Consider the following 14,980-nt stretch of genomic DNA (forward strand, 5'->3'; position numbering starts at 1 on the left):
TTTGGGCAGGGTTGGCGACGGTGCATTTTCCTCGCCCCTTCGGAAAATGTGATAGTGTGAAAGTTCTATGAACGGCGCAGCAAGATTTGGAGCCACGTCATGGAGACGTCTGTCATATCCTCGTCCATAGCCCGGTCCGTCTTTGATGGGCTGTCCCCGGCTGCGGAGGTTGCGGATGTGCCGCTATCCTTTTTCGTAGCCGGGCTGGAACGCCAGCGCGCAAAGCCGGGAGAGGCGCAATCGGCCTGGTGCATCGGGGAACAACTGCCGCTGGAGAGCCTTGGCGTGTTGGGCGACGCGATCCTGCGGGCGCCGACGCTGGGCTCTGCGCTGCGGTGTTTCGTGCATGGCATCCCCCTGGTGCAGAGCAATACGGCCCTGTCGATGGAGATCGCCGAGGACCGGGTGCGGGTGGGATACCGCATTCTGGATCCCGATATCTGGCCCCGGCGGGCGGATGCGGAACTGACGCTGGCGATTATCCACGCGGTCTGCATGCGCTACGGCATGGATCGGCATGCGCTGCTGGACGTGGGGTTCGAACATGGGGCGGATGACGGCACGCAGTCGATCTCGCGTTACAATCGCGCCGATACGCTCTGTGACGAGAGCGAGAATTACCTTGTCTTTCCGGTGCGATGCCTGTCGTTGACGCGACCCGATGCCGGAGGGACGGGCGATCTGCGCGCCCCGGACCAGCAGCTGACCAGCCACTTGCGGCATTTGCCGGTTTCGCGTCGGGTGCGTCAGAAGATATTGCAGCGCATCGGTCTGGGCTCCATCGGGCAGATGGAGATCGCCAGCGAGTTGGGGATGTCGGAGCGGACGCTACGCCGGACGCTTGCGGCGGAAGAGACCTCTTTCCACGATATTCGCGATGAGTGTCGCCGGTCGATGGCGCTGGCCCTGCTGAAGCGATCGGGTTTGTCGCTGAGCGATGTGGCCTTTTCGCTGGGCTATTCCGACCAGACGGCGTTTTCCCGGGCGTTTTCCCGTTGGTACGGGGAGCCTCCCAGCCGTCACTGCCCGGCCTTGTGACGCGTCTGCGGCGCTGTGGGTTCCACCAGGGAACGGGGCCAGATCAAATGGGCAGGGCGCGCGTGTAATAGGCGGTGTCGCACCATTCTGTGCCGCCATAGAGGAAGCTCTTTTCCTCCGTCCGCTGGTGGAGGAAACCCAGTTTTTCCAGCAGCCGTGCCGAGGCGATGTTGCGCGGGTCCAGTTCGGCGGTGAGTTCGGTGATATCCGGCCGCTGGCGCGGGATTTCAGGCAGAATGGCGCTGAGTGCCTCATAGGCAAGGCCCTGACGCCAGTGGTCCGGGTGCAGGATATAACCGATTTCCCGGTCTCGCCACATGCCCGCCTTGCCGATGCAACGCCCCTCCCGGTCGAGGATGTACTCGACCCGCCCGTCACCCGTGGCCATGAAACCGCGCAGAAAACGGCGGGTCAGGGCAATATCCTCATAGGCGGGGCGGTCCCAGTAACGCATCGCGCGCGGATCGGAGAAGACCGCATGCAGCGCTTCGAGGTCCGTGGGGCGCGCCGGACGCAGCAACAGGCGCGCCGTTCGGATCATACCGACAGGCGCGTCGCCTGTGCGCCGCGTTCGCGGTAAGGCGTCGTCTTGTAATGCGCCCGGTAGCATTTCGAGAAATGCGAGGGAGAGGCAAAACCGCAGGCCAGCGCCACGTTGATCACGCTCATTTCCGTTTGCATCAGCAGGTTACGCGCCTTTTGCAGGCGCAGTTCCATGTAATAGCGTTTGGGAGAGCGGTTCAGGTAGCGCCGGAACAGCCGTTCCAGCTGTCGGGTCGACATGCCCACGTCCTTGGCCAGAACGGATGGCGAGATCGGCTCTTCGATATTGGCCTCCATCATCTGGATGACCTGGCTGAGTTTCGGATGGCGCACGCCGATCCGGGTGGGCACCGACAGACGCTGGGTGTCCTGATCGGTGCGGATCGAGGAATAGATCTGTTGATCGGCGACTGCAGTGGCCAGTTCTTCGCCGTGGTCATTGGCGATGATCTGCAGAAAAAGATCGATCGAGGAGGTGCCGCCCGCCGTGCTGATGCGGTTGCCGTCGATGGTAAATACCGACTTGGTCAGGTCCACATCTTCGAATTCCTCGGAAAAACTGTCCTGGTTCTCCCAGTGGATGGTGGCGCGCTTGCCGTCCATCAATCCGGCCTTGGCCAGCGTGTAGGTCGCCGTGCAGAGTCCGCCCATGGTCAGCCCCTTGCGCGCCTCGCGCCGCAGCCATGACAGCAGGCGTTTGGTTGTGGCCTTCTGCACCTCGGCGCCGCCGCAGACCACGACCGTGTCGTCGCGGTGCAATTCGTCCAGATCTCCGTCGAGGTTGAACACCGTGCCGGTCGAACAGCGGGCGGTTTCGCCGCCTTCGCCGATCACCCGCCATTCATACAATTCTTTTTGCGACATCCGGTTGGCCAGACGCAGGCAATCCAGCGCTGCAGCAAACGAGAGAAGGGTGAAATTGTCCTGCAGAACAAAGACAAAGCGGCGCGGCTTGGCCGGAACAGTGTCCAGTTCGACAACCTGGCGCTGCGGCGGCGGAAACATCGGGGCGTTCCTTCTGACACGGGGGCTTGCGCGGGGTCCGCGAGGGTATCGAAGCAGATGGGCAGATGTGATCGGCAGCGTCAAGGCATGTCGCAAAAAACACTGTGGCCTTGCCGCTTGACGTTAAGTATACAGCGGCTCCGTTAGCGCTCGAAACGATATACCGGAGAGAAAAGATGACCGAGTGGCAGAAATCGAACTGGCGTGCGAAACCGCGGGTTCAGATGCCCGAGTATACGGACGCAGAGGCCCTGACCGCCGTCGAGGCGCAGCTTGCCAAGTATCCGCCGCTCGTCTTTGCCGGCGAAGCGCGGCGTCTGAAGGACCACCTTGCCGCCGCCGGGCGTGGCGAGGCGTTTTTGCTGCAGGGCGGTGATTGCGCCGAAAGTTTTGAACAGTTTTCCGCCGACGCGATCCGCGACACCTTCAAGGTGATGCTGCAGATGGCGATGGTGCTGACCTATGGCGCCAAGGTGCCGGTGGTGAAGGTCGGCCGCATGGCGGGCCAGTTCGCCAAGCCGCGCTCTGCCCCGACAGAGGTCAAGGATGGTGTGGAACTGCCCAGCTACCGTGGCGACATCATCAACCAGCTGCCCTTCACCGCAGAGGCACGGATTCCCGATCCGGCGAACATGCTGCGCGCCTACACGCAGGCGGCGGCGACGCTGAACCTTTTGCGCGCCTTTTCGACCGGCGGCTATGCGGACGTGCATCAGGTGCACGCCTGGACGCTGGGCTTTACCGAATCCGAAAAGGCCGCGCAGTACCGCGAAATGTCGACCCGCATTCAGGATGCCCTGGATTTCATCAACGCGGCGGGCGTGACCGGCGATCAGGCGCACAGTCTGCAGACCGTCGAATTCTACACCAGCCACGAGTCGCTGCTCTTGGAATACGAAGAGGCGCTCTGCCGCCAGGATTCGACCTCGGGCAACTGGCTGGCAGGATCGGGGCACATGATCTGGATCGGTGATCGCACGCGCCAGCCCGACGGCGCGCATGTGGAATTTGCACGCGGCGTGCTGAACCCCGTGGGGCTCAAGTGCGGCCCGACCACCACCGCCGAGGATCTCAAGGTCCTTATGCAAAAGCTGAACCCGAAGAACGAAGAGGGCAAGCTGACCCTGATTGCGCGCTTCGGTGCGGGCAAGGTGGCCGAAAACCTGCCGCGCCTCATCAAGGCAGTTCAGGAAGAGGGCGCCAAGGTGACATGGGTCTGCGACCCGATGCACGGCAACGTCATCAAGTCGGCCACCGGCTACAAGACGCGTCCCTTCGATTCGATCCTGCGTGAGGTGCGTGAGTTCTTTGCCGTGCACGAGGCAGAGCGTAGCATCCCCGGCGGCGTGCATTTCGAGATGACCGGTCTGGATGTCACGGAATGCACCGGCGGCGTGCGCGATGTGACCGAAGAGGATCTGTCGGACCGTTACCACACCGCCTGCGACCCGCGCCTGAACGCCTCGCAGTCGCTGGAACTGGCCTTCCTCGTGGCCGAGGAGCTGGTTGCGCGGCGCGAACAGGCCAAGGAAGCCGCCAGCGCCTGACATAACGCGCGAAGGCCGGAAATAGAGAACGCCCCCGCAGGAATTGGGGGGGCGTTTTTCGTTTCGTGGATACGGTAAGGCGCTCCTTGGCGTCAGGAGGGGAACCGCGCCGGGGACAAGGCCGCCAGAACAGATTCGGACATCTGAGGCGGTGCGCCGGTGATCATCGCCGCAGTCAGGCGCGACAGGGCAGGGGCGGTCTGCACGCCATAGCCGCCCTGACCGGCCAGCCAGAAGAACCCTTCGGCCCCGGGCGCAAAGCCGGCGACCGGTGTACGGTCCGGCGTGAAACTGCGCAGGCCCGCCCAGCTGTGTTCGACCCGGGTGACGGGCATAGTCACCGCCTGTTCGAACCGGTGCAGCCCCTCGGCCAGCACCATGTCATCGGGCCATGCATCGTGCGGATCCACCGGGTCCTCATCCGCCGGGCTGACCATCAGCTTGCCAGCCTCCGGTTTGGCATACCACTGTTCAGAGGCGGAAACGGTCAGTGGCCATTTGCTGACGTCATGCCCCTCCGGCGCGGGCAGTATCGCGGCTGACCGCCGCATCGGCTGCAATGGGATCACGGGGACGCCCGCCATCTTTGCCAACTCGGCGGCCCATGCTCCGGCGGCGTTGACGATAAGCGGCGCGCTATAGGTCTGCGTTGCCGTCGTGACCTGCCAGACACCGGACGCACGCCGCAGGCCCGAAACCCGCGCGCCGGTCTCGATCCGCCCGCCACGCTGGCGCAGAAGGCGCGCGTAGCCGGTCAGCATCCGGTCAACGTCGATGTCCTGCGCATCCCATTCGATCATCGCCGCCGCGATCAGGTCCGGACGCAGGATCGGCACAAGCTCCACCGCCTGCGCGGCACTCAGGCGTTCCAGCCCCTCGGCGCCCTCGGCATAGGCCTCCAGCGTGTCCAGTTCCGCCTCTGTGGCGACCATCAATTCACCGCGTGGCGACAAAAGGCTGTGGTCGGATACACCCTCGGGCGCTTCGAGCAATTCCGCTGCCACGGCATTCAGCGCGCGCAGCGTGGCGTTGCCGTAGTTGCGGATGAAGATCGCCGCAGAGCGCCCGGTCGAGTGATAGCCAAGCTGCGGCTCCGCCTCCAACACGGTGACGGACATCTCTGCCGACAATTCCGCCGCGGCGCTGATCCCGGCGATCCCGCCGCCGATCACCACCACATCCAAGGTCGTCATGCGCCCTCCTGAAAGCCGGTCAGGGTGCGGGTCAGGTTGGTCCCCAAAGTGTCCGACAGGTATCCGCCTTCCTGCACGAACAATGTCGGCAGGCCCAATTTTGCGATGGCTGAGCCGATGCGGGCGAACCCGTCCTGCGTGACCGCCAGCCCCTGAAACGGATCGTCGATCGAGGCGTCGAGTCCCAAGGCCACTACAAGCGCGTCGGTGCCAAAGCTGCGCACCCGATGCAGCGCGGTGTTCAGCGTTGACAGAAACGCATCATCCGCGGTTCCGCGCGGCAGCGGCAGGTTCAGGTTGCAGCCCAGCCCGCGACCCGCACCGCGTTCCTGCGCATGGCCCCAGAAGAACGGATAGAACCGCGCCGGATCGGCGTGGATCGAGACCGTCAGCACGTCATCGCGGTCATAGAACATGCCCTGTGTCCCGTTGCCGTGGTGCACGTCCACGTCCAAAATCGCCGGGCGATAGCCCTTGGCGCGCAACCGCTCGGCGGCGATGCCGGAATTGTTGAGGAAACAGAACCCGCCGGCCAGATCGGCAAAGGCGTGATGCCCGGGCGGGCGCGACAGGACATAGGCGGCACGGTCGCCTGCCGACAGCAGGTCGGCCCCGGCCACGGCGCTCTGCGCGGACCAATAGGCGGCCTCCCATGTGCCTTCGGCGATGGGGCAGGCGGTGTCGGCCTGATGATAGCCCGCCTGTCCCACGGCGGATTTTGGATAACCGTCCGTGCGGCTGGCCGGGTGGATGTTGGGAATGACCTCTTCGCCCGCACCGTCGATCCGCCGCCAGCGGGTGTAGATGTTTTCCAGAAAACTCAGATACTCGGGCGTGTGCACCGCCGCGATGGGGCCAAAGCCCGCGTCCTTAGGGGCCTGAAAGGCGCAGCCGGCCTCTTCGGCGGCGGCCTTCAGAACCTCGATCCGGCGCGGCTGTTCGGGGTTCGGCAGGATGGCCCCGTTGGCCATGAAATGTTTCGGATCATGCCGCCATTGGCGGTCGTCAAAAACGGCTTTCATTCATCTTCCTCCGGGGCAGTATGATCGGCATTGTGGAAACAAAAGCAATCTACTTCAAGGGGCTGTGGGTGGATGTTCATGTTTCTCAGATCTCCGTCCTGTCCGCGCCTTTCAGCCCCAACATCTGCCGGGCATCGTCGGGTGAGGCCACCTCGCGGCCCATCGCCTCGACGATCTGGCGGATCTTGGACACTTGTTCGGCATTGTTGCGGGCCAGCTGACCCCGGGCAATCATGAGGCTGTCCTCCAGTCCGACGCGCACATGCCCGCCCATCGCGGCGGCCATCGTCGTCAGCGGGATCTGGTGACGACCCGCCGCCAGAACAGAAAACATGTAATCCTGTCCGAACAGCTTGTCGGCGATTGTCTTCATATGGGTCAGGTTCTCGGGGTCCGGGCCGACCCCGCCCAACACGCCGAACACGAACTGAATGAAGAACGGCGCCTGAACCATGCCGCGGTCGGCGAAATGGCGCAGCATGTAGAGGTGGCTGAGATCATAGCATTCGAACTCGAACCGCGCGCCGCGTTCCTGGCCCATCATTCGCAGGATCCCGGCGATGTCGCGCGGCGTGTTCTTGAACACCAGATCGTCGGAGTTTTCCAGAAAGGGCTTTTCCCAATCGTGTTTCCAGTCGCTGATCCTGTCCGCCGCCGGATACAGCGCGAAGTTCATCGACCCCATGTTCAGGCTGCACATCTCCGGTTCGGCCAGTTTTGGGGCGGCCAGACGCTGATCCAGCGTCATCACGGCGCTGCCGCCGGTGGTGATGTTCAGCACAGCGTCGCTGGCCTGTTTGATGCGCGGCAGGAAAGCCATGTAATGCGCCGGATCGGCAGAGGGCTGCCCGGTGTCGGGAACACGGGCGTGCAGGTGCAGGATGGCGGCCCCGGCCTCTGCCGCGCCCAGCGCCTGTTCGGTGATCTGATCCGCCGTGACCGGCAGATGCGGTGACATCGACGGCGTGTGGATGGACCCGGTGACGGCGCAGGTGATGATGATCTTTGACATGTCAGAGGGCCTTCATCGCGGGGGCGATCTCATCGCTGAAGTGCGTCAGGGAGGCATCCAGCCCCTCGATGATCTCGTCCAGATGGGTTTCGTTCAGGATCAGTGGCGGGCAGACAAGGATATGGTCGCCTTCGATGCCGTCGCGCGTGCGGCGGGAATAGACGATCAACCCACGCTCATAGGCAATATCGACAAAGCGTTGGTGCGCGTTCAACGCCTTGGGCAGCGGTGCCTTGGTGCTGCGGTCTGACATGAATTCGAAAGCGGTCAGCAGGCCCTTACCGCGCACGTCGCCGATGATCTCATGCCTCTGCATCAACCCCTGCAGCCGTGCCAACAGCTTCTCCCCCATCGCGGCGGCATTGGCGCAGAGGTCCAGCCGATCAATCTCTTCCAGCACCGCCAGCCCGGCGGCGCAGGCCAGCGGGTTGCCGGCATAGGTGAACCCATGTGCAAAGCCGCCCGCATCCAGCACCGGCTCTACCAGCCGTTTGGCGACAACCATTGCGCCAAGAGGCGCATAGCCGGAGCCAAGTCCCTTGGACATGACCACGATATCGGGCTTCACGCCCCAATGCTCGCCGCCAAGGAAGGTGCCGGTGCGGCCTGCGCCGGTCATGACCTCATCCATGATCATCAGGATCCCGTAGCGATCGCAGATCTCACGCACTCGAGCCATGTAACCCGCAGGCGGCACCAAGGCGCCGGTCGAGGCGCCGCCGATGGGTTCGACAATAAAGGCCAGCACGGTTTCCGGCCCCTCTGCCTCGATCCGTTGCGCCAGCATATCGGCGTAGTGATGGCCTGTGGCGGGATCGTCCGGGTTCAGCCCGTCCAGATAGGCGCGGGGGGCGGGTATCTTGGGCATGTCGCGCAGCATCGGCGCAAAGGGCGCGGTCAGCGGTGTATACCCCGTGGTGGCCAGGGCGCCCAGCGTGCAGCCATGATACGACGGCGTGCGCGAGATGATCTTCCACCGGCTGCCCTGACCCGTGGCCAGCGCATGTTGGCGCGCCATTTTCATCGCGCTTTCCACCGCCTCGGACCCGCCGGAAACGAAAAAGACCTTTTCCAGCCCCTCCGGCATCTTGTCGACCAGCTTTGACGCAAGGTTTTCAGAGGCTTCCGTCTCGAAGTGCAGGCGATAGCCGAAGGTGGATTTCTCCATCTGGCGCTGCATCGCGGCCAGAACGTGGGTGTTTGAATGACCGATGTTGCAGACCATGGCGCCAGAGGAGCCATCCAGATAGCGCCGCCCGTTCTTGTCCCACATGTAGACGCCGCGCGCCTGATCCAGCACCGGCTTGCGGCCCCGTCCCTGATAAAAAAGGTTGCTCATGTCCTCACCCTTGCAAACCTGCGCGATCTTTGGCCCTGAAAGCCGCGGTGACGGTCGCGTCCTGCGCAAAGGGGCGTCCGTTGGTGTTGATGGTCTGAACCAGTCGCCGGGCAGCCCGGAGAAATCTGTCCGGGCTAGATCGTGACTTGTGCAGACCATGCGGAGCGGCCATTCATAGATCAAATAGATAATGAGAATTGTGGTTATCGATGAAATCTATGCCGCCTGAGGACTCTGCGCGCGAGCCGCGCTTCGATCCGGAACGCGTGGCGCGCGAACTGGACTGGAATCTGCTGCGGACCTTTGTTGTGCTGGCGGACAGCCATTCGATCACCGAAGCGGCCAATCGGCTGCGGTTGAAGCAACCCTCTGTTTCCGCGGCCTTGTTGCGGTTGGAGGACCGTTTGGGGCGCAAGCTGATCAACAGGTCGCCGGGGCATTTCGCGCTGACGGAGGCGGGCCAGTTGCTGTACCGCGAGGCGGTAGAGATCAACGGCTCTGTCCTGCGGCTGTCGACCCTCATGCGTGACATGACCGAAGAGATTCAAGGTCACGTCAAGATCGAGGTCGCCAGCCATGTGGTCTGTCCGCTCTTCGATCAAGTTCTCACCAGCTTCCATCAGGACCACCCGCGCGCCAGCCTGTCGATCGAAGTACGCTCCAGCGCCGAGGCGATTGCTGAGGTCATGGCCAAGCGGGCATCCTTTGCGATTTGCCTCGTGCAGGAACACAGCCCACGGTTGGAGTACCGCAGGCTGTACCGCGAATTTTTCGGCCTGTTCTGCGGACCGCCGCATCCGCTGTTCGGGCGCGAGGATCTGAGCCTCACCGATCTGGCGGGGCAGGGCACGGTCAGCTTTGAAACCGACCGCCTGCAGGATGTCTTGCGGCCTGTGACGCTGATGCGGGCGCAGGCGGATCTGGGGCACCGGATCACCGGCGTGTCGTCGAACCTCGAAGAGGTGCGGCGCATGATCGTGGCCGGTATGGGGATCGGCCCCTTGCCGGTCCATGTTGCGGCGCGGGATGTGCGGGACGGTCTGTTGTGGCAATTGCCGCCCTATACCGATTTGCCCGCGATCGACGTGCATGTGGTCTGGAACACCAACGCGGCCAAGAACCGGGCAGAGACGCTGTTGCTGAACAGCGTGCTGCGCGCCATCGAAGAGACACCGATGGAGGAACGGACCTACAGGTGATCCCAGACCGTCGATCCGCGCAGCTCGCAGAACCAAACCCCGGTGGAGGTTGACCGCCAGCCTTGCCTGCAAAAGCAAAGGCCCCGGCAGGGTGCCGGGGCCTGTTTTCCATTTGTCCCTGTCAGGACTGGCGCGTCAGTCGTTGCTGACGATCAGGCGCAGATGCCCCGTACCCGGTTCCGGGCGCGACGCTTTTTCGGGTTGTGTGCCTGGCGCAAAAGCGGCGGTCTCTTCGCGGAACAGACGTTCGGGTTTGCGGCTCTCCACGTCGACGGTTTCGCGAGAAAAGACCTTCGTGCCGCCCAGAGCCGACGTGACGTCGATGCTGCGGATCACGAAACGGCGCGGGGTGCGTCCGATCCGGCCGTGGCTGACCAACGCGCCCAATGCGCGGCTCTGATCACCGAAATCCGAGCGCAACGGCAACAGGACCATGTTGGCCTCAAGATCCGGTTTGCCAAAGCCGCCTTCGGCCCGAAGGTCGATGCGCACGATGGCCGGGTCGGCAAACAGATGTGAGACAGCCTCGCCGAAACGTTCCCGTTCGGCGGGCGCGATGAGCGAGGACAGCGGCATTCCAGCCACCTGCATGCCCATCAGGTCATTGAGATGCGTGCCGGCAACGCGAACCTTGGCCATTGTCGGCGCGATGCGTTCCATCAGAAAGGCGTTTTCAAGGGCGTCTTCCATGCCGCGCGGGTCGATCTGGCTGCGCAGCGGGACGGCGTCCTTTTCGCAAAGGCCGTTCCAATAGGCTTCGACCTGCCGAAGCGGGGCCAGCCTTCGCATCTTTTCGCGTTCCGTCATGGATACGACATCCCGTCCGCTTCCGCCCTTACCCAGCATGTTTCTCTCCTGTTCGTTCAGAAACATGGCGGGCCCCCGTCCACCAAGCCTGTTTAATCAAAGTTACGAAAACCTTACTAGCAGCTATTCGCCTAAATTTCGCCCCAATTCTCTTTCCAAGGTTAACGATCCGGCAATACTTGCACCATCGCGCTGCAATGGGTAGGCCCGTTTGACGCAAAGCGGGAGATGAGAGATGCGGCAATCCATGACGGGGTTCGCCAGCCAGTCCGGGCAGGGGCTTGGGCGCAACTGGATTTGGGAATTGCGGGGCGTGAACGGCAAGGGGCTGGACCTGCGTCTTCGCCTGCCGGACTGGATCGAGGGGCTGGAGGCCGAGGTGCGCAAGCGCTGTGCCGATCGGCTGGCACGGGGCAACGTGCAGATCTCGCTGAAGCTCGCCGCCGATGAGGGCGATGGCGGCATGCGTCTGGACGAGGCGCACCTGGCCTCTGTTCTGGCGGCAATGGCGCGGATCGAGGCTGAGGCCATGTCGCAGGGCATATCGCTGGCGCCTTCGACCTCTGCCGATATCGTGGCGCTGCGTGGTGTTCTGACAGCCGAGGCCCCAGAGGCGGATCCGGCGGTCCTGCGCGCCGCCATTCTTGCCGATTTCGACAAGGCGCTGGAGGCTTTTGCCGCCATGCGAGGCGCCGAAGGCGCAGCCCTGACCGAGGTGCTGACCCGCCAGATGACCGAAATCACCGACCTGCTGGCCGAGGCCGAAGCGGCGGTGGTCGAACGGCAGCCGCAACAGGCAGAGCGTCTGCAGGCTCATTTGCAACGGGTGATAGACAATGCGGACGGCGTTGATGACGTCCGGGTTTCGCAGGAACTGGCCATGATCGCGGTCAAATCCGACGTGACCGAGGAAATCGACCGTCTGCACGCCCATATCGCCGCTGCGCATCAACTGCTGGCCACGCCGGGGGCCATCGGCCGCAAGTTCGATTTTCTGATGCAGGAGTTCAACCGCGAGGCCAATACCCTGTGTTCCAAATCCGGCGACACGCGCTTGACGCAGGCCGGGCTGGCGCTGAAGACGGTGATCGACCAGATGCGCGAACAGGTTCAGAACGTGGAGTGACCCGGCAATGACCGACTCAAAGACCCGCCGTGGATTGCTGATCATCCTGTCCTCACCTTCCGGTGCAGGCAAATCGACCCTGTCCCGCCGCCTGCTGCAATGGGACTCGTCTCTCAGCTTTTCCGTTTCAGCCACGACGCGCGCGCCGCGCCCGGGCGAGGTGGATGGCGATCACTACCATTTCCTCAGCGAAGACGATTTCAAGCGCAGCGTGCGCGAGGACGGGATGCTGGAACATGCGCACGTCTTTGGCCATTTCTACGGCTCGCCCCGCGCGCCGGTCGAAGAGGCGATCGGGCAGGGGCGCGACGTGCTTTTCGACATCGACTGGCAGGGCGCGCAGCAGATCGTGAACTCTGGGCTGGGGCGGCACACGCTGTCAGTCTTCATCCTGCCGCCCTCTATCGCCGAACTGCGCCGCCGTCTGATCAGCCGGGGACAGGACGCAGCGGATGTGATCGCCAAGCGGATGCAGAAAAGCTGGGACGAGATCAGCCATTGGGGCAGCTATGACTACGTGCTGATCAATGACGATCTGGACCGCACCTTTGCCGATCTGCAGACCATCGTGACAGCCACCCGCCTGCGCCGGTTGCAACAGCCCGCATTGGTGGATCACGTCCGCAAACTGCAACAGGAATTCGAGGAACTGTCATGACCCTTTATGCACTGGACGGAATTGCCCCGGAACTGGCTGCGGACGCGTGGGCCGCGCCGGATGCCAACCTGATCGGCAAGGTGGTGCTGGAGGCGCGCGCCTCTGTCTGGTTCGGCTGCACCCTGCGTGGCGACAACGAGGAAATCCGCGTGGGCGCCGGATCGAACGTGCAGGAGAACGTGGTCTGTCACACGGACATGGGCTATCCGCTACACATCGGACCGGGCTGTACCATCGGCCACAAGGTCATGCTGCACGGCTGCACCATCGGCGAAAACAGCCTGATCGGCATGGGCGCGACGATTCTGAACGGCGCGAAGATCGGCAAGAATTGCCTGATCGGCGCGGGGGCCCTGATCACCGAAGGCAAGGAGATCCCCGACGGCAGCCTTGTCATGGGCATGCCGGGAAAAGTGGTCCGCGCACTGGACGAGGCCGCGATCGAAGGGTTGCGGAAATCCGCGCTTGGCTATCAGGCGAACGCGGCCCGGTTTGCCGCCGGACTGAAAGCCGTCTGACGCGCAGCCTGCGCATCGTGCTCAGTCCGGGCGGGGCTCCGGCGGGCTGCGCAGTTCGGGGTGAATCGTCGGCAGGTCGGCGTCCCTCTTGTCCGTGTGCAAGCTGGCCGCCCGCCAGTGGCCGTCATGATAGACGGCCGTGAGGTAGGCCATGTAGGGCGGAATGACGAATTGCGCATCGCGCATGATGTAGGTGATGTGTTGCCCGGTCAGGGATGTCCGGTTGTCGTTGGTGAAATGGGCGCCGCGACAGAGCCTGTGGTACTCCTTTGCGCCGATCCGGTCATAGCTGTCGCGCGCCGCGTTCAGCACCGGAGTCCAGGTGGTGTAATCGTCAAAGACCCGTTCGGCGTCTTTGCTGCTGACACGGTTGGGAATCATGAAACAGGGTTCCAGCCCCACCCAGTCCCGCGCCCAGAAATGCTGTGCGATCTTGTCGAGGAGGTCTTGATATATCTCTTGCGCCTCGGCGTCGTCAGCTTGGCTATTGTACATCGTCCGACCCGTTTTCAACTCTTACCGTATCCCACGATCCGGTTCCCGGGCGGCTCGCGAATTGGTTTTTAGATGCATCGTCAACCAATTAATGGCAACAGAATAGATCGCCGCAGGGGGCCGCGGCCCCTATCGACGACACCGGGGCGATGGGCTAAAGCGGGGTCATAGCGGCCGCGCCCCGACAGGGGTGGTTGCGCCGCAGCGGGCGCCCCCTGTTGGGCGAACAGCCGAAAATACCAGGGAAACAGACCCCTTGTGGCCCTGATGGGGCAGGCGGGTTCAGGGAAAGGATGTGCGACATGAAACCGACATTGCAGCGCCCGGGCGGCTTGCCCGCTTCGCTTTCGACCCCGGTCGTGACGCCGATCATGCCCTCCGTGGTCTATGCCTCGACCACGCCGGATGAATTGGATTCGCAGTACGAAGGCCGGGCCGAAGGCTACACCTATGCCCGCGAAGGGCATCCTAACGCCGATGTTCTTGCCCGCCGGATCGACGCGCTGGAAGGCGTCGAAGGCGGTATCGTCACCGGGTCCGGCATGGCGGCGGTGTCGGCGGTTCTCTTGGGTCTGTTCAAGGCGGGCGATCATGTGATTGGCGCGGATCAGCTCTATGGCCGGTCGCTGCGCATGATGACCGAAGATCTGCCACGGCTGGGGATCGAAACCTCGCTGGCGGATGTCTGCGATGTGTCTTCGGTCGAGGCGGCGATCCGCCCCGAGACCAAGCTGATCCTGATCGAGGTCGTGTCGAACCCGACGCTGCGGCTGGCCGATCTGGATGGCATCGCGGCGCTGTGCAAGGCGCGTGGCCTTCTGCTGGCCGTGGACAACACCTTTACCACGCCGCTGGCGCTGAAACCCTTTGAGCGGGGCGCCGACATCGTCCTGCATTCGGTGACCAAGCTGCTGTCGGGCCATTCGGATACGACGCTGGGCTGGGTCGCGGCCAAGGATCCGGCCATCGCCGAGCGGATGCGCGTTTTCGCCGTCACCACCGGCCTGACCGCCAGCCCCTTTGACTGCTGGCTGGCCGAGCGCGGGCTGGCGACCTTTCCGCTGCGGTTTGATCGCGCTCAGGAAAACGCGCTGCGTCTGGCAGAGTATCTGGGCAGCGCCGAGGGTGTGAAACAGGTGCTTTATCCAACACGGCCCGATCACCCGGACGCGGCGCGGGCGCAGGGGCTGCTGCGCGGTCAGGGCGGCAACATGGTCAGCTTTATCCTTAACGGAGGGCGGGCGCAGGCCAATGCCTTTGCCGAGGCCGCCCAGGGCATCGCCTTTGCGCCCACGCTGGGCGATGTGGGCACGACGCTGTCGCATCCCGCCTCCTCCTCTCACCGGGCGCTGACGCCAGAGGCGCGGGCAGAGATCGGCATCACGGAAGGGTTTTTCCGGGTCTCGGTCGGGTTGGAAGACCCCGAGGCACTGATCGCGACCTTTGCCGATGGTCTGGCTGCGGCACGAAAGGCCTGA

At 63.5% G+C, this 14,980-nt stretch carries 15 protein-coding genes; 7 read left to right on the plus strand and 8 right to left on the minus strand.

Annotation, left to right across the window (positions count from 1 at the left end):
* Positions 1 to 99: 99 nt before the first annotated feature.
* Positions 100 to 1,038, plus strand: a complete 939-nt coding sequence (gene qhpR / locus ACTXGA_RS15575) for an AraC-like transcriptional regulator QhpR (RefSeq protein WP_443395202.1) — start codon at positions 100 to 102, stop codon at positions 1,036 to 1,038.
* Positions 1,039 to 1,081: 43 nt separating this feature from the next.
* On the opposite strand, the gene ACTXGA_RS15580 is transcribed toward qhpR, so the two are convergent.
* Positions 1,082 to 1,579, minus strand: coding sequence for a GNAT family N-acetyltransferase (locus ACTXGA_RS15580; RefSeq protein ID WP_443395204.1), 498 nt, complete (start codon positions 1,577 to 1,579; stop codon positions 1,082 to 1,084).
* A complete protein-coding gene (locus tag ACTXGA_RS15585) occupies positions 1,576 to 2,586 on the minus strand; it encodes a GlxA family transcriptional regulator (RefSeq protein ID WP_443395205.1) in 1,011 nt (336 codons plus the stop codon). Before ACTXGA_RS15585 ends, ACTXGA_RS15580 begins: the two co-directional genes overlap by 4 nt.
* A 176-nt stretch (positions 2,587 to 2,762) precedes the next feature.
* Here ACTXGA_RS15585 and ACTXGA_RS15590 point away from each other — a divergent pair, with 176 nt between their 5' ends.
* Complete coding sequence (locus ACTXGA_RS15590) at positions 2,763 to 4,133, plus strand: class II 3-deoxy-7-phosphoheptulonate synthase (protein WP_443395207.1); 1,371 nt, start codon at positions 2,763 to 2,765, stop codon at positions 4,131 to 4,133.
* A gap of 92 nt (positions 4,134 to 4,225) precedes the next feature.
* Here ACTXGA_RS15590 and ACTXGA_RS15595 read toward each other — a convergent pair whose 3' ends face one another.
* From ACTXGA_RS15595 to ACTXGA_RS15610, 4 genes are all read right to left on the minus strand, one after another.
* Positions 4,226 to 5,326 carry an NAD(P)/FAD-dependent oxidoreductase gene (locus ACTXGA_RS15595; protein WP_443395209.1) on the minus strand — a complete coding sequence of 367 codons (1,101 nt, stop codon included), beginning with the start codon at positions 5,324 to 5,326 and terminating at the stop codon, positions 4,226 to 4,228.
* Positions 5,323 to 6,348 (minus strand): histone deacetylase family protein, encoded by a 1,026-nt coding sequence (locus ACTXGA_RS15600; protein ID WP_443395210.1) that lies wholly within the window; start codon positions 6,346 to 6,348, stop codon positions 5,323 to 5,325. The genes ACTXGA_RS15595 and ACTXGA_RS15600 overlap by 4 nt, the downstream gene beginning before the upstream one ends.
* Positions 6,349 to 6,433: 85 nt before the next feature.
* Positions 6,434 to 7,360 carry a 3,5-dioxohexanoate:acetyl-CoA acetone transferase gene (kce, locus tag ACTXGA_RS15605; protein WP_443395212.1) on the minus strand — a complete coding sequence of 309 codons (927 nt, stop codon included), beginning with the start codon at positions 7,358 to 7,360 and terminating at the stop codon, positions 6,434 to 6,436.
* Between the two features lies 1 nt (position 7,361).
* Positions 7,362 to 8,699, minus strand: a complete 1,338-nt coding sequence (locus ACTXGA_RS15610; protein ID WP_443395213.1) for an aminotransferase family protein — start codon at positions 8,697 to 8,699, stop codon at positions 7,362 to 7,364.
* A gap of 218 nt (positions 8,700 to 8,917) precedes the next feature.
* Here ACTXGA_RS15610 and ACTXGA_RS15615 point away from each other — a divergent pair, with 218 nt between their 5' ends.
* Entirely contained in the window at positions 8,918 to 9,898 is a 981-nt protein-coding gene (locus tag ACTXGA_RS15615; protein ID WP_443395215.1) for a LysR family transcriptional regulator, read from the plus strand.
* A 135-nt stretch (positions 9,899 to 10,033) separates the two neighbouring features.
* Here the strand turns inward: ACTXGA_RS15615 and ACTXGA_RS15620 are convergent, their stop codons facing one another.
* Positions 10,034 to 10,771, minus strand: coding sequence for a PAS domain-containing protein (locus ACTXGA_RS15620; RefSeq protein ID WP_443395217.1), 738 nt, complete (start codon positions 10,769 to 10,771; stop codon positions 10,034 to 10,036).
* Positions 10,772 to 10,940: 169 nt separating this feature from the next.
* Here ACTXGA_RS15620 and ACTXGA_RS15625 point away from each other — a divergent pair, with 169 nt between their 5' ends.
* From ACTXGA_RS15625 to ACTXGA_RS15635, 3 genes are read left to right on the plus strand one after another with little or no spacing between them, the layout of a single operon-like run.
* Complete coding sequence (locus tag ACTXGA_RS15625; RefSeq protein ID WP_443395219.1) at positions 10,941 to 11,831, plus strand: YicC/YloC family endoribonuclease; 891 nt, start codon at positions 10,941 to 10,943, stop codon at positions 11,829 to 11,831.
* Between the two features lie 7 nt (positions 11,832 to 11,838).
* Complete coding sequence (gmk, locus tag ACTXGA_RS15630) at positions 11,839 to 12,489, plus strand: guanylate kinase (RefSeq protein WP_443395221.1); 651 nt, start codon at positions 11,839 to 11,841, stop codon at positions 12,487 to 12,489.
* Positions 12,486 to 13,007: a gamma carbonic anhydrase family protein gene (locus tag ACTXGA_RS15635; protein WP_443395223.1), complete on the plus strand. Its 522-nt coding sequence runs from the start codon at positions 12,486 to 12,488 to the stop codon at positions 13,005 to 13,007. Before gmk ends, ACTXGA_RS15635 begins: the two co-directional genes overlap by 4 nt.
* Before the next feature lie 21 nt (positions 13,008 to 13,028).
* On the opposite strand, the gene ACTXGA_RS15640 is transcribed toward ACTXGA_RS15635, so the two are convergent.
* The gene (locus ACTXGA_RS15640; protein WP_443395224.1) at positions 13,029 to 13,502 is read right to left on the minus strand and encodes a hypothetical protein; all 474 of its coding nucleotides are present in this window, start codon (positions 13,500 to 13,502) and stop codon (positions 13,029 to 13,031) included.
* A gap of 293 nt (positions 13,503 to 13,795) precedes the next feature.
* On the opposite strand from ACTXGA_RS15640, the gene ACTXGA_RS15645 reads away from it, so the two are divergent.
* Positions 13,796 to 14,980, plus strand: coding sequence for a trans-sulfuration enzyme family protein (locus ACTXGA_RS15645; RefSeq protein WP_443395226.1), 1,185 nt, complete (start codon positions 13,796 to 13,798; stop codon positions 14,978 to 14,980).

The sequence above is a fragment of the Antarctobacter jejuensis genome (assembly GCF_052266595.1).
GTDB lineage: Bacteria > Pseudomonadota > Alphaproteobacteria > Rhodobacterales > Rhodobacteraceae > Antarctobacter > Antarctobacter jejuensis.